This window comes from Acidovorax sp. Leaf160 (assembly GCF_001424265.1).
Taxonomy (GTDB): Bacteria; Pseudomonadota; Gammaproteobacteria; order Burkholderiales; family Burkholderiaceae_C; genus Paracidovorax.
The window spans coordinates 57,839-78,756 of the sequence record NZ_LMOV01000008.1; the positions used below are offsets into that span (position 1 = coordinate 57,839).

18 protein-coding genes, 1 pseudogene and 2 riboswitches are annotated in these 20,918 nt (G+C 67.2%); of the genes and pseudogenes, 14 read left to right on the forward strand and 5 right to left on the reverse strand.

What is annotated here, in order from left to right; translation table 11 throughout:
• Positions 1-88: 88 nt before the first annotated feature.
• Positions 89-883, forward strand: coding sequence for an ABC transporter ATP-binding protein (locus tag ASF94_RS05565; RefSeq protein ID WP_056662807.1), 795 nt, complete (start codon positions 89-91; stop codon positions 881-883).
• Between the two features lie 72 nt (positions 884-955).
• On the opposite strand, the gene ASF94_RS05570 is transcribed toward ASF94_RS05565, so the two are convergent.
• From ASF94_RS05570 to ASF94_RS05580, 3 genes are all read right to left on the reverse strand, one after another.
• Positions 956-1,732: an anti-sigma factor domain-containing protein gene (locus tag ASF94_RS05570; protein ID WP_156382430.1), complete on the reverse strand. Its 777-nt coding sequence runs from the start codon at positions 1,730-1,732 to the stop codon at positions 956-958.
• A complete protein-coding gene (locus ASF94_RS05575) occupies positions 1,729-2,295 on the reverse strand; it encodes a sigma-70 family RNA polymerase sigma factor (protein ID WP_056662813.1) in 567 nt (188 codons plus the stop codon). The genes ASF94_RS05570 and ASF94_RS05575 overlap by 4 nt, the downstream gene beginning before the upstream one ends.
• A gap of 87 nt (positions 2,296-2,382) precedes the next feature.
• A complete protein-coding gene (locus tag ASF94_RS05580; RefSeq protein WP_056662816.1) occupies positions 2,383-2,973 on the reverse strand; it encodes a DUF3455 domain-containing protein in 591 nt (196 codons plus the stop codon).
• A gap of 199 nt (positions 2,974-3,172) precedes the next feature.
• Positions 3,173-3,270, forward strand: a riboswitch (glycine riboswitch).
• A 16-nt stretch (positions 3,271-3,286) separates the two neighbouring features.
• Positions 3,287-3,404: riboswitch (glycine riboswitch) on the forward strand.
• A gap of 63 nt (positions 3,405-3,467) precedes the next feature.
• Here ASF94_RS05580 and gcvT point away from each other — a divergent pair.
• The 7 genes and pseudogenes from gcvT (at position 3,468) to ASF94_RS21975 (ending at position 10,299) form a co-directional block, all read left to right on the forward strand.
• Complete coding sequence (gcvT, locus tag ASF94_RS05585; protein ID WP_056662819.1) at positions 3,468-4,637, forward strand: glycine cleavage system aminomethyltransferase GcvT; 1,170 nt, start codon at positions 3,468-3,470, stop codon at positions 4,635-4,637.
• 245 nt (positions 4,638-4,882) lie between these two features.
• Positions 4,883-5,257 (forward strand): glycine cleavage system protein GcvH, encoded by a 375-nt coding sequence (gene gcvH / locus ASF94_RS05590; protein ID WP_056662823.1) that lies wholly within the window; start codon positions 4,883-4,885, stop codon positions 5,255-5,257.
• A gap of 104 nt (positions 5,258-5,361) precedes the next feature.
• Positions 5,362-8,253: an aminomethyl-transferring glycine dehydrogenase gene (gcvP, locus tag ASF94_RS05595; protein WP_056662825.1), complete on the forward strand. Its 2,892-nt coding sequence runs from the start codon at positions 5,362-5,364 to the stop codon at positions 8,251-8,253.
• Between the two features lie 370 nt (positions 8,254-8,623).
• Complete coding sequence (locus ASF94_RS20690; RefSeq protein WP_235505276.1) at positions 8,624-8,833, forward strand: KTSC domain-containing protein; 210 nt, start codon at positions 8,624-8,626, stop codon at positions 8,831-8,833.
• A gap of 78 nt (positions 8,834-8,911) precedes the next feature.
• Positions 8,912-9,156: pseudogene (locus tag ASF94_RS21970) on the forward strand (DUF1010 domain-containing protein).
• A 9-nt stretch (positions 9,157-9,165) separates the two neighbouring features.
• Complete coding sequence (locus ASF94_RS21125) at positions 9,166-9,663, forward strand: hypothetical protein (protein WP_156382431.1); 498 nt, start codon at positions 9,166-9,168, stop codon at positions 9,661-9,663.
• A gap of 258 nt (positions 9,664-9,921) precedes the next feature.
• A complete protein-coding gene (locus ASF94_RS21975) occupies positions 9,922-10,299 on the forward strand; it encodes an N-acetyltransferase family protein (protein WP_369818636.1) in 378 nt (125 codons plus the stop codon).
• Between the two features lie 243 nt (positions 10,300-10,542).
• On the opposite strand, the gene ASF94_RS05600 is transcribed toward ASF94_RS21975, so the two are convergent.
• Positions 10,543-11,676 carry an MFS transporter gene (locus ASF94_RS05600; RefSeq protein ID WP_056662828.1) on the reverse strand — a complete coding sequence of 378 codons (1,134 nt, stop codon included), beginning with the start codon at positions 11,674-11,676 and terminating at the stop codon, positions 10,543-10,545.
• Positions 11,677-11,937: 261 nt separating this feature from the next.
• Here ASF94_RS05600 and ASF94_RS05605 point away from each other — a divergent pair, with 261 nt between their 5' ends.
• Positions 11,938-12,777, forward strand: a complete 840-nt coding sequence (locus tag ASF94_RS05605) for a helix-turn-helix transcriptional regulator (RefSeq protein WP_235505274.1) — start codon at positions 11,938-11,940, stop codon at positions 12,775-12,777.
• Between the two features lie 471 nt (positions 12,778-13,248).
• On the opposite strand, the gene ASF94_RS05610 is transcribed toward ASF94_RS05605, so the two are convergent.
• Positions 13,249-14,700: an alpha/beta hydrolase gene (locus ASF94_RS05610; protein ID WP_235505275.1), complete on the reverse strand. Its 1,452-nt coding sequence runs from the start codon at positions 14,698-14,700 to the stop codon at positions 13,249-13,251.
• Between the two features lie 177 nt (positions 14,701-14,877).
• Between ASF94_RS05610 and ASF94_RS05615 the strand changes: the two genes are divergently transcribed.
• The 5 genes from ASF94_RS05615 to ASF94_RS05635 all read left to right on the forward strand — a co-directional run bounded on the left by ASF94_RS05615 (position 14,878) and on the right by ASF94_RS05635 (position 20,784).
• On the forward strand, positions 14,878-15,288 hold the full coding sequence (locus ASF94_RS05615; protein ID WP_056662834.1) for an FKBP-type peptidyl-prolyl cis-trans isomerase: 411 nt from the start codon (positions 14,878-14,880) through the stop codon (positions 15,286-15,288).
• A 216-nt stretch (positions 15,289-15,504) separates the two neighbouring features.
• Positions 15,505-17,931, forward strand: a complete 2,427-nt coding sequence (locus ASF94_RS05620) for a PAS domain-containing sensor histidine kinase (RefSeq protein WP_082493008.1) — start codon at positions 15,505-15,507, stop codon at positions 17,929-17,931.
• Entirely contained in the window at positions 17,915-18,667 is a 753-nt protein-coding gene (locus ASF94_RS05625; RefSeq protein WP_056662837.1) for an RluA family pseudouridine synthase, read from the forward strand. Before ASF94_RS05620 ends, ASF94_RS05625 begins: the two co-directional genes overlap by 17 nt.
• Positions 18,668-18,827: 160 nt before the next feature.
• Complete coding sequence (locus tag ASF94_RS05630) at positions 18,828-19,589, forward strand: SDR family NAD(P)-dependent oxidoreductase (RefSeq protein WP_056662840.1); 762 nt, start codon at positions 18,828-18,830, stop codon at positions 19,587-19,589.
• A gap of 202 nt (positions 19,590-19,791) precedes the next feature.
• Positions 19,792-20,784 carry a tripartite tricarboxylate transporter substrate binding protein gene (locus tag ASF94_RS05635; RefSeq protein WP_056662842.1) on the forward strand — a complete coding sequence of 331 codons (993 nt, stop codon included), beginning with the start codon at positions 19,792-19,794 and terminating at the stop codon, positions 20,782-20,784.
• Positions 20,785-20,918 lie beyond the last annotated feature (134 nt).

Below are 20,918 nucleotides of genomic sequence, written 5' to 3' on the forward strand. Positions count from 1 at the left end.
TTGCGCGGCGGCCGCTGGCCTGGGCCGCGCGGGCGCAAAGGTTAGCGGTATGGCCACCACTCTGATTCACGAATAGGAACGTCGCCACATGCTGAGCGCACAAGACCTGCACATCACCTTCAACCCCGGCACGCCCATCGAGACGCGCGCGCTGCGCGGCATGTCGCTGGACATTCCGGCCGGGCAGTTCGTCACCGTCATCGGCTCCAACGGGGCCGGCAAATCGACCTTCCTGAACGCCATCTCGGGCGACCTTTCGGTGGACACCGGCCGCATCGCCATCGACGGCGAAGACGTGACCCGCCAGCCCGTCTGGTCGCGCGCCCAGCGCGTGGCCCGCGTGTTCCAGGACCCGATGGCCGGCACCTGCGAAGACCTGACCATCGAGGAGAACATGGCCCTGGCCCAGCAGCGCGGCACGCGGCGCGGCCTGCGCGGCGCGGTGAAGGCGCAGCAGCGGGGCAGCTTCCGCGAACGCCTCGCCACGCTGGGCCTCGGGCTGGAGAACCGCCTCACCGACCGCATCGGCCTGCTCTCGGGCGGCCAGCGCCAGGCAGTGAGCCTGCTGATGGCGGCGCTGCAGCCTTCGCGCATCCTGCTGCTGGACGAGCACACTGCCGCGCTCGACCCGCGCACGGCCGACTTCGTGCTGCAGCTCACGGCACGCATCGTGGCCGAGAACCAGCTCACCACCATGATGGTCACCCACAGCATGCGCCAGGCGCTGGACGTGGGCCAGCGCACCGTGATGCTGCACCAGGGGCAGGTGGTGCTGGATGTGGCAGGCGACGAGCGCAGCCGGCTGGGCGTGCCCGACCTGCTGCAGATGTTCGAGAAGGTGCGCGGCGAGCAGCTGGCGGACGACGCGCTGCTGCTGGGTTGACCCGCAAAATACCGGTCAAAACAGGCTGCAGCGCCCATTCCGCCTGGGCCTTCAGCTATCGATATAGGAGCATCAGAGCATCTTCACCGCGCGGCCGATGAACACGATCGGCCCGGTGGGTCGGTCGATGGGCGAGCCCGCCTCGGGTTCCAGCGTCAGCTCGAAGAGCTGGTTGGGCTCCAGCGGAGGCAGGCGGTCGATGGCGACCTGGGCCGTTTCGCCCGGCTGCACCAGGCCCAGAGATTTCGGGCCGGCCCACTGGTCGGCCTTGGTCCAAAACTGCAGCGACTTGCCGGGCGGCACGGGCGTGTCGCCCAGCGGCTTGAGCTGCAGCTGGCCGCCGCTGTCCGACGCCTGCACCACCCAGCCGGGCGCCGTGCCGCCGGGCGCCACCAGCACGACCATGTACTGCGGCCCGCCGGCCGCCCCGCGCAGGCCCGGACCGGCGACCAGGACCGCCGCCAGGATGGCCGCTGCGGCAAAGCCGGTGCCGGCCAGCCCGCGCCACAGGCGCAGGTCGTTCCACCAGGAGCGCGCCGCAGTCGCTGCGCCCGGCGCCAGTCCGCGTGATCCGTGGACGGCCTCGGCCTGCCGCCAGCCCAGGCTGTGCTCCACACGCGGCCAGAGCGCGGCCGATGGCTCCACGGCGGGCGCCAGCGTCACCAGCGGGTGCAGCCGGGTTTCCCAGGCATCGACGGCGGCACGCAGGGCGGCATCGTGCGGCATGCGGGCTTCCACGTCGCGCCGGCCTGCGATGGGCAAGGTGCCCAGCACGTAGCCGCCCGCCAGGTCGTCGGTGTCTTCCCGCGACGGCGGTTCGGCAGAATTCGGTGTCGATGGAGTTGTCATGCCATGCACTCCCGCAGCATGCGCATGCCGCGCTGTATCCAAGCTTTCACGGTGCCCAGCGGCGTCCGGGTGCGCTGGGCGATCTCGCCATGCGAGCAGCCGTCCACGTACGCCAGCACGATGCAGTCGCGCCGTGCGGGCTCCAGCCGGCCCAGGCAGGTGTCGAGCCGGCCGAGATCGGCGCCCAGCTCATACGGGTCGACCTGGCTGCGGTAGCTTTCCAGCGCCGCCTGGTCGTCGATCGCCTGCACGGCCTCTTCGTCGATGCGCACGTCCCGGCCGCTGCTGCGGACCGCGTTCAGCGCCGCATGCCGCACCACGCTGTAGATCCAGCCCCGGCCCGCGCCGCGCGCAGCGTCGAAGCTGCCGGCGCGCTGCCAGATGCTGAGGAAGGCGTCGTGCAACACGTCCTCCGCACGGGCCCGCTCACGCACGATGCGCAAGGCCACGCCCATCAGGTAGCGGCCTTCGCGCTCGTAGATGCGCTGCAGGGCCAGGCGGTCGCCGCGGGCACAGGCCCCCAGGGCGGCGTCGTAGTCGAAAGTGTCGGCTGCAGCGGTCAAGAAAGGTCCTGGCCAGAGGTGGAGGAATGCGCGGCATCGTAGTGCATGCCGCGCCTGTCGCAGCCCTCTCCGGCGGACTTTCGTGACTTAGCCTGCCTTGTAGAAGATGTAGTCGGCCTGGTAGGGGACGGTGGTCTTCTGGCCCTTGTTGGCGGCTGTGCAGGCCATGTTGGCCGGGGCCACGCCGCCGGTCAGGTTCACGCGCTGTATGTAGGTCACGCCGGTCAGCGCGCCGCTGCCCATGGCGGGGTTGGCCTTGACCAGCTGGTAGGGCAAGGCGCCCGCGGTGGAAGGTGCCACGGCCAGTTGGGTGGCCGTGAGCTTCGAGCCGTCGTTCGCCTCCCAGGTGGCGGGCGGGCCGTAGTACTTGCCGACCTGCTTGCCGCTGCGGTCCATCAGCTTGGCGTCGGGGCCGGCGAAGGTCCATTCCACCTGGCCGGGCATGCCGGCCTTGTCCTTGCATTCGTAGGTGATGTCACCCTTGCCCACCGTTTCCCAGGCCACCTTGTTGCCGGCCGGCACCTGGATGGACGCTGGCAGGCCGGCCTGCGAATAGACCATGCCGGACGCGCTGGCGGACGTGCCGGTCGGAGACATCGAGCCGCAGGCGGCCAGCAGGACGGCCGCGGACACGGTACCTGCGACGGTGGCGATACGGGAAAGACGGATGTTGCGCATGGGTTGCTCCTTGGAAGTTGGGGGACCGACAGCCCGGACCCTCGCCACGGGTCTGTCCCAGGCTCTACCCGCGAGCCCCCCGTTTGGATGCAGCGAATCACGCTTCAAATGCAACAAATCGTGACAATACCGCCCTGCTCTGGCGCCTGCCTTTCCCTCGCCGGAGCCCTCAGCCGCGCAGGCCACGCCGCTATACTCCGGCCACTCGTCAGGAGAGAGTTGCCGCCCCAGCGGCGGCCGCCGAAGGCGCAGGGCCCAACCGCCCGAACGCTCAGGCAAAAGGACTGACAGGAACGCCCGCAGGGATGCAGGCGTTTCCCTAGCTGGAGAGAGGTTGCCGCCCGTTCGACATGGCTGGCAGCCCACCGAAGGAGCAAACCCCGCCATGCGGCGCGGTGAATCTCTCAGGTAAAGCGGACAGCGGGGCACATGCGGCGGCTCGTCTTTTGCGAAGACAGGCCGCACCACTGGCTGCCCCCTGGAGATTTCCGCCGATGTCCTCGCCCTCTTCCCCTGCCTCTGCTTCTGGTTCTGCCGCTTCGCCGTCGGCGCCGCTGCTGACCACCCCGCTCAACGCGCTGCACATCGAACTGGGCGCCCGCATGGTGCCCTTCGCCGGCTATTCCATGCCCGTGCAGTACCCCGCAGGCCTGATGGCCGAGCACCATCACACACGCACCGCCGCCGGGCTCTTCGACGTGTCGCACATGGGCCAGCTGCGCCTGGTCGGCCCCGACGCCGCCGCCGCGTTCGAGACCCTGGTGCCGGTGGACGTCATCGGCCTGGGCGTCGGCAAGCAACGCTACGGCCTGCTGCTGAATGACGAGGGCGGCATCATCGACGACCTGATGTTCGTGAACCGGGGCGACGACCTGTTCGTCATCGTCAACGGCGCCTGCAAGGTGGGCGACATCGCGCACATTCAAGAGCGCATCGGCCACCTCTGCCAGGTGCAGCCGTTGCCCGATCAGGCCCTGCTGGCACTGCAGGGCCCCCAGGCCGCCGCCGCGCTGGGCCGGCTGGCGCACGAGGTGCTGCAGCTGGTGTTCATGTCCGGCATGGCCGTCACCATTGCCGGCTGCGACTGCTATGTGACCCGCAGCGGCTACACCGGCGAAGACGGTTTCGAGATCTCCGTGCCTGCCGCGCAGGCCGAAACGCTGGCCCGCGCCCTGCTGGAACAGCCCGAGGTGAAGCCCATCGGCCTGGGCGCCCGCAATTCGCTGCGGCTGGAAGCGGGCCTGTGCCTCTACGGCAACGACATCGACACCACCACCACCCCGCCAGAAGCCGCGCTGAACTGGGCCATGCAGAAGGTACGCCGCACGGGCGGCGCGCGCGCGGGCGGCTTTCCGGGCGACGACAAGGTGCTGGCGCAGATCGACGACCCCGCCCTGCTCACCCGCAAGCGCGTGGGCCTGGTGGCGCTGGAACGCGTGCCGGTGCGCGAGCACACGCCGTTGCAATCGCTGGACGGCCAGCCCATCGGCGAAGTGACCAGCGGCCTGCTGGGCCCCACGGTGGACAAGCCCGTCGCCATGGGCTACGTGGCCCCCGCCTTCGCGGCGCTGGGCACGCGGGTCAACGCCATCGTGCGCGGCAAGGCCGTGCCGATGGAAGTGGCCGCCATGCCCTTCACCCCGAATCGCTACCACCGCGGCTGAAACGGGCACGCGGCCCATGCCGGTCGGTTAGTCCAATGCCGTTCGGGTTGAGCCTGTCGAAGCCTGGGCGCGGTACGGAGGAGCCCTTCCACAAGCTCAGGCCGGGCGGGTTGGCAACCCAGTCCGAACGCGCCGATCGCCGGCATGGGCCCCACGCCCCGCTACCGGAGGGCTACAGTCGCTGCTGGCATCGGCGCCAAGGTTTCAAGCATCGTTTTCTTCCCTTTTTTTTCTGGAGTCTCCCCATGAGCGTCAAGTTTTCCAAAGACCACGAATGGATCAACACGGCCAAGGCGGATGCCGCCGTCGTCGGCATCACCCAGCACGCGCAGGACGCCCTGGGCGACGTGGTGTTCGTGGACCTGCCTGAAGTCGGCGCCACCTTCGCCCAAGGCGACGTGGCCGGCGTGGTCGAGTCCGTCAAGGCGGCAGCCGACGTGTACATGCCCGTCTCGGGCGAGATCGTCGAAGTGAACGAAGCGCTGCGCGCCGACCCGTCGCTGGCCAACAGCGACCCGCTGGGCGAAGGCTGGTTCTTCAAGGTGCGCCCGTCCGACGCCGCCCAGCTGGACGGCCTGATGGACGAAACCGCCTACGCCGCGTTCGCCCAGAACGCCTGAGCCTTCCTGGCTCCCCCTCAAGCCGGGCCCGGCCTGCCTTCGGGCAAGCCGGGTCACGGCAAGCCACACGCCCCCGCCCTTTCCGCCCTGACCGGACGCCGCCGATGACCACCGCCCTGCCCTCGCTCTCCGCCCTGGAGAACGCCACCGAATTCCAGCCACGCCACATCGGCATCGATGCGGCGGACGAGGCCCACATGCTCTCCGTGATCGGCGAGGCCTCGCGCCGCGCGCTGATCGACGGCATCGTGCCGCGCTCCATCGCGCGCAGCCAGCCCATGGACCTGCCCGCCGCCACGACCGAGGCCGGCGCGCTGGCCGAGCTGAAGGCCATCGCCAGCAAGAACCGGGTGCTGAAAAGCTTCATCGGCCAGGGCTACTACGGCACGCACACGCCGGGCGTCATCCTGCGCAACATCCTGGAGAACCCCGCCTGGTACACGGCCTACACGCCCTACCAGGCCGAGATCAGCCAGGGCCGCATGGAAGCGCTGGTCAACTTCCAGACCATGGTGTGCGATCTGACGGCCATGCCGATCGCCAACGCCTCCATGCTCGACGAGGCCACCGCCGCCGCCGAAGCCATGACGCTGGCCAAGCGCTCGGTCAAATCGAAGAGCAACCGCTTCATCGTGGCCGGCGACGCGCACCCGCAGACCATCGAGGTGATCCAGACCCGCGCCGAGCCCCTGGGCATCGAGGTGGTGCTGGCCAACTCGCTGACCGAATGGAACGACGCACTGGACGGCGACTATTTCGCCGTGCTGGCCCAGTACCCCGCCACCAGCGGCCGCATCGACGACCTGAAGGCCGACGCCGACAAGGCCCACGCCCGCAGCGCCGCCTTCATCGCCGCAGCCGATCTGCTGGCCCTGACCCTGATCACCCCGCCCGGCGAATGGGGCGCCGACATCGTCGTGGGCAGCACCCAGCGCTTTGGCATGCCCATGGGCGCGGGCGGCCCGCACGCCGCCTTCATGGCCTGCCGCGACGAATTCAAGCGCAGCCTGCCCGGCCGCCTGGTGGGCGTGAGCGTGGACGTGCACGGCAAGCCCGCCTACCGCCTGGCGCTGCAGACCCGCGAACAGCACATCCGCCGCGAGAAGGCCACCTCCAACATCTGCACGGCGCAGGTGCTGCCGGCCGTCATCGCCAGCATGTACGCCGTCTATCACGGCCCCGAAGGCCTGACCCGCATCGCCCAGCGCGTGGCCGCCTATACCGCCATCCTGGCGCGCGGCCTGAAGGCCCTGGGCGCGCCGCTGCGCGAGCACGGCGCGTTCGACACCTTGTCGCTGCACACCGGCGCCGCTACCGAAAAGATAGCTGCCCGCGCAGTCTCCATGGGCGCCAACCTGCGGATCTACTTCAAGGAATACCTCTGCATCTCGCTGGACGAGACCACCACGCGGGCCGATGTCGAGCTGCTCTGGAAGATCTTCGCCGCAGAAGGCCAGCCCCTGCCCACCTTCGCCGACTACGCCGACGCCGGCGTGGAGCCGCTGATTCCCGCCGCGCTGCAGCGCACCAGTGCCTTCATGACGCACCCGGTGTTCAACACCCACCACAGCGAAACCGGCATGCTGCGCTACATCCGCCAGCTGTCCGACAAGGACCTGGCGCTGGACCGCACCATGATCCCACTGGGTTCCTGCACCATGAAGCTGAACGCGACCAGCGAGATGATCCCCATCACCTGGCCTGAATTCGCGCACGTCCATCCCTTCGCTCCCGCCGACCAGCTGCGGGGCTATGCGGAGCTGGACGAACAGCTGCGCGCCTGGCTGTGCCAGGCCACGGGCTACGCTGGCATCAGCCTGCAGCCCAACGCGGGCAGCCAGGGCGAATACGCCGGCCTGCTGGCCATTCGCGGCTGGCACCAGGCACAGGGCCAGGGCCACCGCAACATCTGCCTCATCCCCAGCAGCGCGCACGGCACCAACCCCGCCAGCGCCCAGATGGTGGGCATGCAGGTGGTGGTGACAGCCTGCGACGCGAACGGCAACGTGGACATGGCCGACCTGAAGGCCAAGTGCGAACAGCACGCCGACAAGCTGGCCTGCGTGATGATCACCTACCCCAGCACCCACGGCGTGTTCGAGACGCAGGTCAAGGAACTCTGCCAGCTGGTGCACCAGCACGGCGGCCGCGTGTACGTGGACGGCGCCAACATGAATGCCCTGGTCGGCGTGGCCGCCCCCGGCGAATTCGGCGGCGACGTGAGCCACCTGAACCTGCACAAGACCTTCTGCATTCCCCACGGCGGCGGCGGCCCGGGCGTCGGCCCCGTCTGCGTGGTCGAAGACCTGGTGCCCTATCTGCCGGGCCATGCCACGGCCGGCGTGCCGGGCGGCGTGGGCGCCGTCAGCGCCGCGCCGTTGGGCAACGCCGCCGTGCTGCCCATCAGCTGGATGTACATCCGCATGATGGGCCCGGACGGCCTGAAGGCCGCCACCGAAACCGCCATCCTGAGCGCCAACTACATCAGCGCGCGCCTGAAAGGCCACTACCCCACGCTGTACGCCAGCGCCAACGGCCACGTCGCGCACGAATGCATCCTGGACCTGCGCGGCTTCAAGGAAACCAGCGGTGTGATGGCCGAAGACGTCGCCAAGCGCCTGATCGACTACGGCTTCCACGCGCCCACGCTGTCGTTCCCCGTGCCCAACACGCTGATGGTGGAACCGACGGAGAGCGAAACCCTGGCTGAACTGGACCGCTTCATCGACGCCATGATCGCCATCCGCGAAGAGATCCGCCAGATCGAGGCTGGCACCTGGCCGCAGGACGACAACCCGCTGAAGCATGCGCCGCATACGGCCGAAAACCTGCTGGCTGCGGATTGGGACCGGGCCTATAGCCGAGAGGCTGCAGCGTTCCCGGTGCCGGCCCTGCGCCGGGCCAAGTACTGGTCGCCGGTGGGCCGGGTGGATAACGTGTATGGGGATAGGAATCTGTTCTGCAGTTGCGTGCCGGTGAGCGAATTGGCGTCGTAATACGGCCGGCACACCATCCGATGCCCTGGGGGCATCGGAATCCGCATGACGAAGGCCTGGGTGACCAGGCCTTTGTGCTTTTTTGGAGCGAAATGCGGATGCACTTCAGACCTTGATGGAAAAGCCTGTCGTGGAACCCTCGAGGTCGTGAAAACCCCTATCCATCCGCGCTACAGTCTGGGCACGATATCACTCAGTGCGAGCTACACCATCCGCAAATTTTTAAGTTTGCCTAGACGGGAATCGCAAAGCTTGGTGGCTGACTCTACTAAAAAAATCTTTGATTAGCAGACTTGAGGCGACGCGGTGCCTGTCGTCTAATTCCAGTTAGGTACCAAAAGGCACAAAATCCAAAGGAGGCAGTATGAACATGGTTCCAGTTTCGTCTTCCAATCTAACATCTGTGGGCTACGACGCAGCGAGTTCAACACTACGCATCGCATTCCTAAACGGCGGCATATACGAATATTTTGGCGTACCTTCATCTGTTCATGCAGGGCTCATGTCCGCAAGCTCTCACGGTTCTTATTTCGATACCCATATTAAAAAAGGCCCTTATCGTTATCGCAAGGTTGGCTAATCGGTGGCCTAACCCGGCGCTCAAGCCGACCCGCCTCGGCGGTCGGCTTAGCTTGTTCGTTAGTCCCATCACTGGCTTATGCGCGCAGCCACTCATTCCAGCGCTTTGCCTCGTGCGCAGGGCTTTCAAGCCATTTTGGCAGTTGGTGCTTGTGCAGCAAGCGCGGGCAGCTATCGTTCGTGCAGCGCTGTGCCGCTTCGGTGGCCAGCGCTTTTGCGTGGGCTGCGCCCATCTCCCAGTCTGGGCACCCCTTCTTGGCCTTCGGGTCTCACTCTGCGTTCAAGCCGACCCGCCCACGGCGTGCGGCATACCTTGGCCGTTAAGCAAATCGAATGACTCCGAACATCGCACCACCGACAGACAACATCTACAAGTTCGCATGCCTATTTGGTCTTGCACTTGTTATCTCTTCAGTTTTTGGCTTTGTATCGATCTACTCTAGCTCGCTAGATAGAAAGATTGATTACTCGAGAACTGTCATTCCGTTAGAAGCAAAAGAACAACGGACGAAAGCAGAAGAGTCCATGCTAGCAATGAGTAAGAAGCTCATCGAGGTCACAAAATCCAATGAGTCATTTGCCAACGGACTCATTGCGGTTGTGCTCGTTGCTGGCTTGTCGCTGAGTTGGTACGGTGCATCTAACTGGCATACAAAAATTCAGGCCAGAGACGACCTGCAATCCTTGCTACTTCTTGAAAAGATGCGGGCCGAGATAAATAAGTTGAAGCTTGAGGCGAAAGCCCTAGAGCAAGCACCTACTGCTTCTGATGCGTCCTTAGATTCATATGCCTTGGCTTCAATCACACATCAAGTGAATGACCATGGGTGACGCAAACGCTCGAGCATCTTCCACCAGCCTAACAGGTTGGTCAAGCCGACGCCCACAAGCTCCGCTTACGGGTGCCCGAGGTGCTTCGCATTCCGGCGCGGCTTACCGCAAGAGTTAGCCGTCATGCACGTCGTTCACGCCGCACTTGAAGACGCCCGCGCTATCGCTGCAATTCACGTCGACACTTGGCGCGCCGCATACAAATCAATCGTTCCAGACGAATACCTCGCATCGCTATCCGCTGCGCACCGAGAAACGATGTGGGGCGAGTGCATCGCCGAAGGGTCAGCCGAGTCAATCTTGGCCAAGGAGGCCGGTGCAGTTCGAGGCTTGCTCTGCTTTGGCCAATGTCGAAATGAAAGATCATCCGAGGTTGAGGCTGAAGTCTGGGCAATGTATGTCGCTCCGTCGGCCTGGTCGACCGGTGTCGGGCGCTTGCTCTGGCTTCGAGCTAGAGAGCTTATGCTTGCGCAAGGATTCAAGTCGTGCAGCTTGTGGGTCTTCCCGCAAAACGATCGGGCAATCAAGTTCTACCGATCAGCTGGGTTCGTCCATGACGGGTCAGTACCAAAGAGCTTCTTGCTCGGTGGAACCCAACTTCAAGAGGTGCGGTATGTCTCGCGACTTGACGGCTAACCCTTCCTTCAAGCGTACCCGCCTACGGCGGTCCGTTAAAGTCAAACGTTAGCCGCCTCATATCTGCAGTTGCGTGCAGGTGAGTGAATTGGCGTCGTAACGCGGATATCGCGGCACGCAACGCCTGGACGGCAACAGGTGAAATCAGGCGTTCAGCGGGGCGGGCGAATTGCAGTCCTTGCGGCATGGCCAGGAAGCAGGTGACGCGCTTTCAGTGGTCAGATCTTTGGTGCAACGGTGGCCTCAACGCGATCCGCTCCGGCCGTGAGGCACCACCGGACCGCGCCGCAAATGCAACCATTGCGCCAGCAGGCCAAGCGCGGCCACTGCACCCGCACCGCTGGCCAGGGCCGCTGCCGGCCACTGCTGAAGCAGCAGGATTCCGCCCAGTGCCGCGCCGATGGCACTTCCCAGATACAGCGCCGATTCGTTGAGCGCCACTGCCAAGTTGCCGTCGCCCTGTAGTTCGCGAGCCTTGATGAGTTCGTTGTTCTGCGGCACCTGCAGCGCCCAACCCACCGCGCCCCAGGCTGCGATAGGCAGCATCACCAGCCATGCGCCTCGCGTGGCAGTGACCGGCAACAGGAACAGCGCCACGGCCAGGATCAGCATGATCCACAGGGTCAGCACAGGCCCCCGCACGCGGTCCACCAGCGGCCCGATCAGGAAACTGCCGAGCACCCCACCGACGCCCCATACCCAAAGATGGGGCGTCATCGAACGGTCGAGACCCTGGGCGGTCGCGGCCAGCAGCGGTGTGATAAAGGTGTACATGCCCAAGCTGGCGACCGCAGCCAACAAGGACACCAGCAGGATCACCAGGACATGTCCGTCTGCCAGCAACGCCAGCTTGGCCCTGAGCGGCGTCGTAGCTGCCGCGGGAAGCGCCGGCAAACGCAGCGCCAGCCCGACCAGCGCGATCGCGCCCAGCGCGGTCACCAGCCACAGCGCCGAGGCCCAGCCGAGACGGTCGGCCAGCAGCAGGCTCAGCGGGACGCCCAGCACGGTCCCGCTGGCCATGCCGCCCATGATGACCGCAATCGCCTTGCCACGCTCGTCGGGCAGCGACAGCGCCGCCGAGGCGGCGATGCCCATGGCCAAATAGACCCCCGCGCCGATGCCAGCGATGGCGCGGAACGCCAGCAGCGCGGAGAAATCGGTCGCCAAGGCGCTGGTTGCGTTGGCGAGCACGAACAGCGCCAGCGCAACCAGCAGCCCACTGCGCTGCCGATCGGCCGGCAGTAGCGCGACGAACAGCGGCGATCCCAGGCCGTAGGCCAGGGTGAAGGCGGTGACCAGTTGCGCCGCAAGGGCGACGGGCACGGCGAAGGCCGTTTCGATCAGAGGAATCAAACCGGCGGTGACGTAGGAGGCCATGGGCGAAGGCACCCAGGGCAACGAGATAAACCGGGGATGGGGTGGAACCGGACATGTGGGGGCTCCCAAGGGAAGAATGCCACGGGCACGCATGGCGCGCCCTGGGGCAGAGGTTCAGAGGACGAGTTCGACCTGTAATCCATCCCAGGTCATTTATTGGCCGGCACGGAGCGAGCACCCCTTCTGGCCAAGGGTTTTGACTATTACAATTCAACTAGCAATACTATTACTCGAAGTGACGGGATGAGAATGATTCGCACCATGGAGCGCACACGCAAGGAATTGGCCGAGTTTCTACGCAGCCATCGCGAGCGGTTGGCCCCGGCGGATGTGGGCCTACCGGCCGGGAGTCGGCGACGTACGCCGGGGCTACGCAGAGAGGAAGTGGCATCCTTGGCCGGGGTGGGCCTGACGTGGTACACGTGGCTTGAACAAGGCCGCGAGATCAGCGTATCCGCGACCTTTCTAGACAATCTCTCGCGCGTGCTCAAACTGGACGCGGCCGAGCGGCGCTATCTGTATCTGCTTACCCAGCAACGTCCGCCGGCCGAGCCCGGCAAGACTTGGTGCGTGGTGCCAGCACTTGTGCACCGGCTGATGGGCGACCTGGCCTCACGCCCTGCTTACGTCATCAACCTGCGCTGGGACGTGCTGGCCTGGAATCCGGCGGCCGATCGCGTATTTCGTTTCTCTGCGCATCCGCCGGAGCGCCGCAATCTGCTGTGGATGCTGTTTGCCGATGGCCCCACGCAGGCCCTGTTCGACCCCTGGGATGAACAGGCGCTGCAGATGCTCTCGCGATTCAGGCGAGATTTCGTCAAGGCCACGCAGGAGCCTGACATCTGTGCGCTGATCAAAGACCTGGAAAAAGTGTCGCCAGACTTCCGGGAATGGTGGCAAAAACAGGATATTCACGGCTCGGATCTGGGTTGTCGACGATTGCGTCTCAACGGCCTTGGGCCTGTGGCGTTCGAATACACGAAGCTGACGATCGACGAGGACCGCCATTTGCGGCTGGTCTACTACGCGGCGCTGGAAGACGATGGCAGCAACCGAGGATTCGTGCAGTGGTTGTACCAGGGCGAAGCCCTCTCGGCTTGACCGAAGCCGGGATGCAGTTTCACCTGTCCCCAGAGCGATGTGGCTTTGGGATTCCCAGGCGTGAAATATCAAGCCGAGCGAGCTGCAAGCTTCGGTGCCAGGGAAACTTTTCGCGAACCGCTTCTAATTGAGCCAGGTCGCGGTCCGAAGTAAAACGATATCGACCCTGACCATGACGGGTGCACAGCGCTTCCCCCAGACGCCTCAACCGGCTTGGCCTCGTCCGAAGCGCGACCCATTCCCAGGCGCATTGCCACATGCCCGCGTACGTGCTGTTTGGCTCCCGGCCCCCTTATCCAGCCGCTGGTATCCCCGCAATATGTGTGCCCGCACAGCTTGCCGCAGTACTTGAAGAGCTTGAATCTCGCGGCGTTTCCCCGGCGCTTTCTCGACATCACCGCGACGTGAGTTTGGGTGTTCTGTCCCATGAAACCTGCGGTCGAAACCACCGCCCGCAGGTTTCCTCCTCAATCAATTCCCCGAGCAAGCAGGCATGGCCGCACGAGTCGCCACCGTGCTGGCGCTGTCGTCGCGCCCTCCGGCATTGCGGGTGTAGGTGCAACCATAGTTGGAATTGGCCAGCGTGGCAGGCGTCTTCACGTCATCGCCGCCGGGCTTGGTGCCCTTTTCCACCCATTCGGCCAGGGCCTTGAACGCCTCGGACTGCTCCGCCACGGTGAAATCGCAATGGCTGGGCGCGCGCACGGCGCGCTGCACCAGCCACTGGCCGCTGCCGTTGGCTTCGGCGCGGTCGCGGTAGACCTGCTCCATGTGGAAGGGCACGTACATGTCGCCCAGCGTGTGGAGCGTCACCACCGGAATGCGGAACTGGCCGTTGACCTGCGGCACCCAGCGCAGCCCGTCGCTGCGCAGGCGGTTGGCATCCGGCGCGGGCACCCACTTGACGATGGTGGCGTTGAAGTCCGCCACCTCGGCAGCGCTGGCGTTGAAGCGGTAGACGGTGCCGGTGGTGTCGATGCCCTGTTTGTTCAAGATGCCGTTGATGGTGCCGTCGCGCCCGAAGGTGCCCCACACCGTGTTCTGCAGCGGCGCGTTCGCAAAGCCCTGGTCGAAGATCGGCCGCGGCCCGCCGGTCAGGTTCATCACGATGTCCTTGAGCTTCTGGCCCTGCGGAGTGACCGTGGAGAACGATGTCTGGCTGCCGAACATCGCGTCGCGCACGCGGGGGGCGATCGTGGTCCAGTCGGTGGTCGGCGCGCTGGTGGCGGGCAGGCCGGCCAGCTTCTGCGCGGCCAGCTGGTAGGCACCGAAATAGTTGTACAGCGACAGGTCGCCCAGCACGGCGCACATGGGCAGGGCCCCCTGGTACTTGCGCTTGTTGATGGCGGTCTGCTGGGCTTCGTCTTCGATGGCGGCGGCGGTGATGTGGCCACCCATCGACACCCCCGTCAAGTAGGTGCGCGAGGGCTCGGCCAACGCCCGGCCGTTGGCGGCGGCGATGCGAACGAAGGCATTGGCCAGCGCATTGGTGTCTTCCACGCCCACGCGCACGTCGTAGAAGTTCTTGGTGTAGCTGGACGCGGCCCATGCGTAGCCGTTGTCGATCAGGTAGCGCCGGAAAGCGGGGTTCGATACGGTCAGCGCATTGCCTTCGCCGGCATAGCCGTGCGCATACATCACCAGCATGCCGTTCCAGTTCTTGGGCACTTCGATGCGGTAGCCTGCGCCGGCGTTGATGCCACTCCAGCGGTCGGTCTCGACCGTGGCACCGTCCATGGCCGCGAAGGGCAGGCTGGCGGCCGAGACGGTGAAGCTGTTGCGGCTGTCCTGCGGCCGCGCTTCCTCCGCGACAGGGTCCGAGCTGCCGCCGCCGCAGGCAGCGAGCAGCAGGGCGCTCAAGGCGCTGGCCGCACAGGCAGTGGCAGTGCGATGAGTGATGAAAGGCGAACGCGTGGGTGTCATGGGGCTTCTTTCATGAGGGGTCACTACGGGTGCCGGCCAGTCTAGGCACGGCCTTCCGGACGTTTGCGCGGGCTTACCCGAGCGATCTGTCGCCGGAGCGACCGCCGCGGCCCGAGACGAGCCGGGGCCCGAAATACGTACCATCGCGCTTCCGACTCACTCTGGAAACCCTGCTCCATGCGCTTTTTCATCGCCTCCGTGGCCTTCGCCGCCCTCACCCCGCTCGCCTTCGCCCAGACCGCGCCCGCAGCCCCCGTCACCACGGCTTCGGGCCTGGTCTATCAATCGCTGAAGGAAGGCACGGGCGAATCGCCCAAGGCCACCGACACGGTCAAGGTCCACTACAAGGGCACCTTCCAGGACGGCAAGGAATTCGACAGCTCCTACAAGCGCAACGAACCCACCGAATTCCCGCTGAACCGGGTGATCCCCTGCTGGACGGAGGGCGTGCAGCGCATGAAGCCCGGCGGCAAGGCCAAGCTGACCTGCCCGGCGTCCATCGCTTACGGCTCCGCCGGGGCCGCGGGCGTGATTCCGCCCAACGCCACGCTCAACTTCGAGATCGAGCTGATTTCCGTGCGCCGCTGATCGCGCATGGCGTGCGGCGGCCCGCGTTCAGGGCGCGATGGCGCTTTCCCGGCCAGGGCTCCACCGGCGGCGCTGTTCGGGGGAGAACGCCCCGCGTACACTGGCGCGGCTCTCTGTCCTGAGCCACCTGATTCCCAGGGATCGTTCAGGCAGTCTCCAACACCACTGCGCCGCCGCCCGCCGCACCCCGCCCCACCCCACCCCACCCCACGCGCCATGACGCGACCCGACCTCTCCTATCTCTTCCGTTCCGCGCAGAAGCCGGGGTCGGAGTTGCCGGAACACCGCCATGCTCCGCCGCCGGGCATCCCCGAGCGGCGGCAACCCGGCCGTCCGTCGGACGCGGTGGGGGCGTTGATCGCCGAGCTGCGCTCGTCGCAGGCCGAGTTGGAAGCGCAGAACAAGGTGCTGCGCTTCAGCCAGGCGGCGGCCGAGAGCGCTTCGGAACGGTTCGAGACGCTGTTCTCCAGCGTGCCGCTGGCCCTCATGGTGCTGGACGAGCACGACATGGTGGTGCAGGCCAATTCGATGGCCCACCGCTCCTTTCAGCCGACCGAGACCGACCGCCCCCTGGTGGCGCTGATGCCCTTCGTGCGCGCCGAGGACGCCGAACGGGTGCAGGCCGCATTCGATTTGGCACGTGCCGATGGCAGCGCGGAGGTGACGGAGGTCGTCTTCCTGACCGGCGAGCACGCGCGCATCACCGGCGACCTGCACATCGCCTTCATCGAGACGCCGCAGGGTGACGGCGGCCCGCCGGCGCCGCAGTTTTTGTGCGCCGTGATCGACCAGGGCCCGCTGCTGGCGGAACGCCGGGCACTGCAGGACAGCGCGGCCACGCTGAAGGAACGCAATGCGCAGATCCTGGCCAGCGAACGGCGGCTGGAGGCGGTGATCAACTCCGCGCTCGACGCCATCATCTGCGTGGACCAGCAGCACCGCATCACCGTGTTCAACCCCACGGCGGCGGCCCTCTTCGCCTGCCCGCAGGCCGACGCGCTGGGCAGCCCGCTGGAGCGCTTCCTGCCGGATGCGGCGCAGGCCATGGCGCTGTCGCAGCTGACCACCCAGGCCGTGCTGGGCGAGGTGACGGCGCGCACGGCCAACGGACGCGACCTGGCCGTGGAGGTGAGCCTGTCGTTCGAGAGCCAGGGCGAAGGCACCAGCGCGACGGTGTTCGCGCGCGACCTGACCGGCCGCAAGAAGGCCGAGGCGCACCGCAACGAGCTGGAGGCGCAACTGCGCGAGTCGCACAAGATGCAGGCCGTGGGCACCATGGCCGGCGGCATTGCGCACGATTTCAACAACATCCTGGGCGCCATCCTTGGCAACGTGGAACTGGCCAAGGCCGACGCGGGGGCGGATTCGCCCGTGCTGGAAAGCCTGCTGGAGATCCAGAAAGCCGGCCGGCGGGCGCGCGACCTGGTGCGGCAGATCCTCACCTTCAGCCGCAACGAACCGCCCCAGCGCACCGCCGTGTCGGTGCAGGAGGCCGTGAACGACACGGTGCGCCTGCTGCGCGTGACGGTGCCGCCCGCCGTGGACGTTCAGGTACGCATCGACCCCGATGTGCCCGACGTGCTGGCCGACCCGACCCAGGTGGAGCAGGCCCTGCTCAACCTGTGTACCAACGCCATCCACGCCCTCGGAGACCAGCGCGGCACCGTGCTGCTGCAGGCGGTCTGCGCGCAGCCCGACCCGCGCATTTGCGAGCGCCTGGGCATTCCGCCGGGCGACTATGTCTGCCTGCGGGTCAGCGACAACGGACCGGGCATGGACGCGGCCACGCAGCAGCGCATCTTCGAGCCCTTCTTCACGACCAAGCCAGTGGGCCAGGGCACGGGCCTGGGCCTGGCGGTGGTGCATGGCGTGATGCGCACGCACGGCGGCGCGGTGGACGTGTACAGCGTGCCCGGCGAGGGAAGCAGCTTCACGCTGTATTTCCCGGGCACGTCGCACTGCGTGCCGGACGAAGGTGACGGCGGCGCGTTCTGCATCCCGACCAGCATGCCGGTGGCGGCACCCGCGCCGTCACGCCCTTCCCCCGCACCGCCCGCCCCAGCGCCCCAGCCTGCTGCATCGTCCGCTGCATCGCCGGCCCCCGTTCCTGCGCCCATCGGAGCCGCGAGTGCATCGGCCAGCGCCAGTCCGGCCCCGCCGCCAGCGGATGCGGAAAGCGCTGCCGAGCGCCAGCGCCACGTCATGTACGTGGACGACGACCAGGCGCTGGTCTTCCTGGTGCAACGCCTCTTGCGCCGGCGCGGCTACCGCGTGAGCGGGTTCACCGATCCGCACGAGGCCACGCAGGCGCTGCGCCAGGACCCGCAGGCGTATGACCTGGTGGTGACCGACTACAACATGCCCGGCTACTGCGGCGTGGATCTGGTGCGCGAGGCCAAGCGCATCCGCCCGGCGCTGCCCGTGGCGCTGGCCTCGGGCTACGTCACGGCCGAGATCGAACGCGAAGCCCTGGCCGAGGGAGCCAGTGCGCTGATCCACAAACCCAACGACGTGGAAGAACTCTGCGCCACCGTGCAGCGCCTGGCCCACGGGCAGGACGCGCCGGAGGGCCCGCAGAGCCCCGCCGCGCCGCCTCAGCCGGCCCAGCCGACCCAGCCCACCGACGATGACGGCCAGGGCTGACCTGAGCCGCCCGCCGGCAGGCGCGGAGGCCGCTGCCGACCCTCCAGCGGTGGAATGCCTTCATAGCGATGCCGACCTGCTGGTGCTGTGCAAGCCCTCCGGCCTGCTCTGCGTGCCCGGACGCGGGCCGGACAAACAGGACTGCCTGAGCGCCCGCGCGCAGCAGCGGTGGCCGGGCGCGCTGATCGTGCACCGCCTCGACCAGGCGACGTCGGGCATCGTGGTCATGGCCCGCTCCCTGCCCGTGCAGCGCGCCTTGAGCCAGGCCTTTGCCGAGCGCCGCGTGCATAAGGAGTACCTGGCAGTGGTCCGGGGCCGCCCCGCTGCGCCCGTGCCCGCTCCGCTGCAAGCGCAGCCGCACCTCGCCACGGCAGACACCGCAGACACCGCAGCCTGGCACACCATCGACCTGCCGATCGCCGCCGACTGGGAGCGGCGCCCGCTGCGCGTGATCGACCATGCCCAGGGCAAACCCAGCGTGACCCGCTGGCGCGTGCTCGCTGACGAACCCGCCACCAGCTCCTCCCGGGTCGCGCTGCAGCCCGTCACCGGCCGCACCCATCAACTGCGCGTGCACCTCGCGGCGCTGGGCCACCCGATCCTGGGAGACGCGCTCTACGCCGATGCGGCCACGCAGGCGGCCTCCCCCCGGCTGCTGCTGCATGCGACGCACCTGGCGCTGCTGCACCCGGTGACCGGAGCGCCCTTGGCCTTCCGATCGCCGGCACCGTTCTAGCCGGCCGCCCTCCGCATCGAGGCGGCGCCAGCAACGCTTTCGGCCTCCCTGGCGCTCTCAGCGCCCCGGCGCTCGCGGCATCGCTTCGATTCCATTGGCCGGTGGGCCTTGCCGCCCGCTCGCATCGGCGCGCCGCGGGGCAACGGCTAACATTGCCCGCATGACGCAACCCCATCTTTATTTGCTGACCGGCGCATCGCGCGGCATGGGCCTGGCCATGGCGCGGCAGCTGCTGCAACCCGGCCACACGCTGATCACCTTGTCCCGCCAGCCGTCCGCCGAACTGTCGGATGCCGCGGCGGCCAGCGGTGCCACGGTGGAGCAGTGGCCGCAGGACCTGGCCGACGCCGTGCAGGCCGCCGCGCGGCTGCGGGCGTGGCTCGATGCCGTTCCCGCCGGGCGCTTCGCCTCTGCCACGCTGATCAACAACGCGGGCGTCATCCCGCCCATCGCCCCGCTGTCCGCCAGCGAGCCCGCCGCGCTGGCCCAGGCGCTGCGCGTCGGGCTGGAAGCGCCCATGCTGCTCACGGGAGCCTTTCTGGGCGCCACCGGCGGCTGGCAGGGGCCGCGCAAGGTGCTGAACATTTCCTCGGGACTGGGCCGCCGCGCCATGGCTTCGCAGGCGGCGTACTGCGCGGCGAAGGCGGGCATGGACCACTTCACCCGCTGCGTGGCGCTGGACGAAGCGGAGCGCCCCAACGGAGCCCGCGTGTGTTCGCTGGCGCCCGGGGTGATCGACACTGACATGCAGGTCCAGCTGCGCGGCGCCGACCCGGCCCGCTTTCCCGACGCGCACAACTTCGCGGCGCTGAAGGACGAAGGCCGGCTGACCTCGCCCGAAGAGGCGGCGCGCCGCGTGCTGGCCTGGCTGGAGCGCAAGGACTTCGGCGACAACCCGGTGGCCGATGTCCGCGAGGCTTGAGCGCACACCATGCGCACGCTCGCCGAGCGCAGGGTGCAGCATGGAAGCCCGGCCCCCCGGACCCGCGAGCCTCTCGACTCGATGCGCGCAGATGCTATTCTTTCCATAGCTGCCGGCCCAGATAAATCAAGCGCCGCAGGCATAATTGGCGCTGAAGATGAGAACATTCGACCGTTTTGACAACCACGGAGACAACCGCACCATGATTCGCAACCTCGTGTCCTTCACCGCCCTTGCGCTTGCGCTGGGCACTGCTGCCCACGCGCAGTCCGCTCCTGCCGCCGCCGGCAGCGGCGACTATCCCGCCAAGCCGATTCGCATGGTGGTGCCGTTCCCGCCCGGCGGCGGCACCGACATCCTCGCGCGGCTGGTGGCCACCAAGCTGGGCGAATCCGCCAAGTGGACGGTGGTCGCAGACAACCGCCCCGGCGCCGGCGGCACGCTGGGCATTACCGAGACGGTGCGCGCCGCACCCACCGGCTACGAACTGGTGATGGGCCAGAAGGACAACCTGGTCATCGGCCCCTGGCTCTACAAGAACCTGCCCTGGGAGCCCACGCGCGACCTCACGCCCATCGCCCACATCGCGTACACGCCGGTGTTGATCGCGACCAGCGCCAACTCCCGCTTCAAGACCCTGGCGGACGTGGTGGCCGCAGCCAAGGCGACGCCTGGCACCATCACCTACGGCTCGCCGGGCAACGGCACGTCCATCCACCTGGCCGGCGATCTGTTCGAGAAGGCTGCGGGCGTGAAGCTGGTGCACGTGCCCTACAAGGGTTCCAACCCGGCGCTGATGGATGCGCTCTCGGGCAATGTCGACCTGCTGGTGTCCTCGGTGCCGTCCGCCATCGGCCAGATCAAGTCCGGCAAGCTGCGCCCGCTCGCCGTCACCTCGGCACGCCGCAGTTCCTCGCTGCCCGAGGTGCCCACCGTGGCCGAAGCCGGCTATGCCGGTTTCGACGTCAGCACCTGGTACGGTCTCTTCGCGCCGGCCGGCACACCCGCCGCGGTGGTGACCCGGGTGAACGCGGAAGTGAACAAACTGCTGGCCACGCCGGAGATGAAGGCGGCCATCCAGGCCCAGGGCGCCGAGGCCGAGGCGCTCTCGGTAAGCCAGTTCAATACGCTGTTCCGCAACGACTACGCCAAGTGGAAGGGCATCGTCGAAGCCTCCGGCGCGAAGATCGAATAAGCCCGCTCTGCGGCCGGCCCGATGCCCGGCCGCGTTGACCCGTCCTGCATAGCGTTGACACTGAGGGACTGTTAAAACTCCAGCCGGACTATCCGGCCAATGACGCCCGATGCACTGCATCGGGCGTTCGCATT

Coding starts and splice junctions, on each gene's coding strand:
- ASF94_RS05565 (WP_056662807.1), top strand. CDS start 89: ATGCTGAGCGCACAAGACCTGCACATCACCTTCAACCCCGGCACGCCC.
- ASF94_RS05570 (WP_156382430.1), bottom strand. CDS start 1,732: ATGACAACTCCATCGACACCGAATTCTGCCGAACCGCCGTCGCGGGAA.
- ASF94_RS05580 (WP_056662816.1), bottom strand. CDS start 2,973: ATGCGCAACATCCGTCTTTCCCGTATCGCCACCGTCGCAGGTACCGTG.
- gcvT (WP_056662819.1), top strand. CDS start 3,468: ATGTCCTCGCCCTCTTCCCCTGCCTCTGCTTCTGGTTCTGCCGCTTCG.
- gcvH (WP_056662823.1), top strand. CDS start 4,883: ATGAGCGTCAAGTTTTCCAAAGACCACGAATGGATCAACACGGCCAAG.
- gcvP (WP_056662825.1), top strand. CDS start 5,362: ATGACCACCGCCCTGCCCTCGCTCTCCGCCCTGGAGAACGCCACCGAA.
- ASF94_RS20690 (WP_235505276.1), top strand. CDS start 8,624: ATGGTTCCAGTTTCGTCTTCCAATCTAACATCTGTGGGCTACGACGCA.
- ASF94_RS21125 (WP_156382431.1), top strand. CDS start 9,166: ATGACTCCGAACATCGCACCACCGACAGACAACATCTACAAGTTCGCA.
- ASF94_RS21975 (WP_369818636.1), top strand. CDS start 9,922: ATGTGGGGCGAGTGCATCGCCGAAGGGTCAGCCGAGTCAATCTTGGCC.
- ASF94_RS05600 (WP_056662828.1), bottom strand. CDS start 11,676: ATGGCCTCCTACGTCACCGCCGGTTTGATTCCTCTGATCGAAACGGCC.
- ASF94_RS05605 (WP_235505274.1), top strand. CDS start 11,938: ATGGAGCGCACACGCAAGGAATTGGCCGAGTTTCTACGCAGCCATCGC.
- ASF94_RS05610 (WP_235505275.1), bottom strand. CDS start 14,700: ATGACACCCACGCGTTCGCCTTTCATCACTCATCGCACTGCCACTGCC.
- ASF94_RS05615 (WP_056662834.1), top strand. CDS start 14,878: ATGCGCTTTTTCATCGCCTCCGTGGCCTTCGCCGCCCTCACCCCGCTC.
- ASF94_RS05620 (WP_082493008.1), top strand. CDS start 15,505: ATGACGCGACCCGACCTCTCCTATCTCTTCCGTTCCGCGCAGAAGCCG.
- ASF94_RS05625 (WP_056662837.1), top strand. CDS start 17,915: ATGACGGCCAGGGCTGACCTGAGCCGCCCGCCGGCAGGCGCGGAGGCC.
- ASF94_RS05630 (WP_056662840.1), top strand. CDS start 18,828: ATGACGCAACCCCATCTTTATTTGCTGACCGGCGCATCGCGCGGCATG.
- ASF94_RS05635 (WP_056662842.1), top strand. CDS start 19,792: ATGATTCGCAACCTCGTGTCCTTCACCGCCCTTGCGCTTGCGCTGGGC.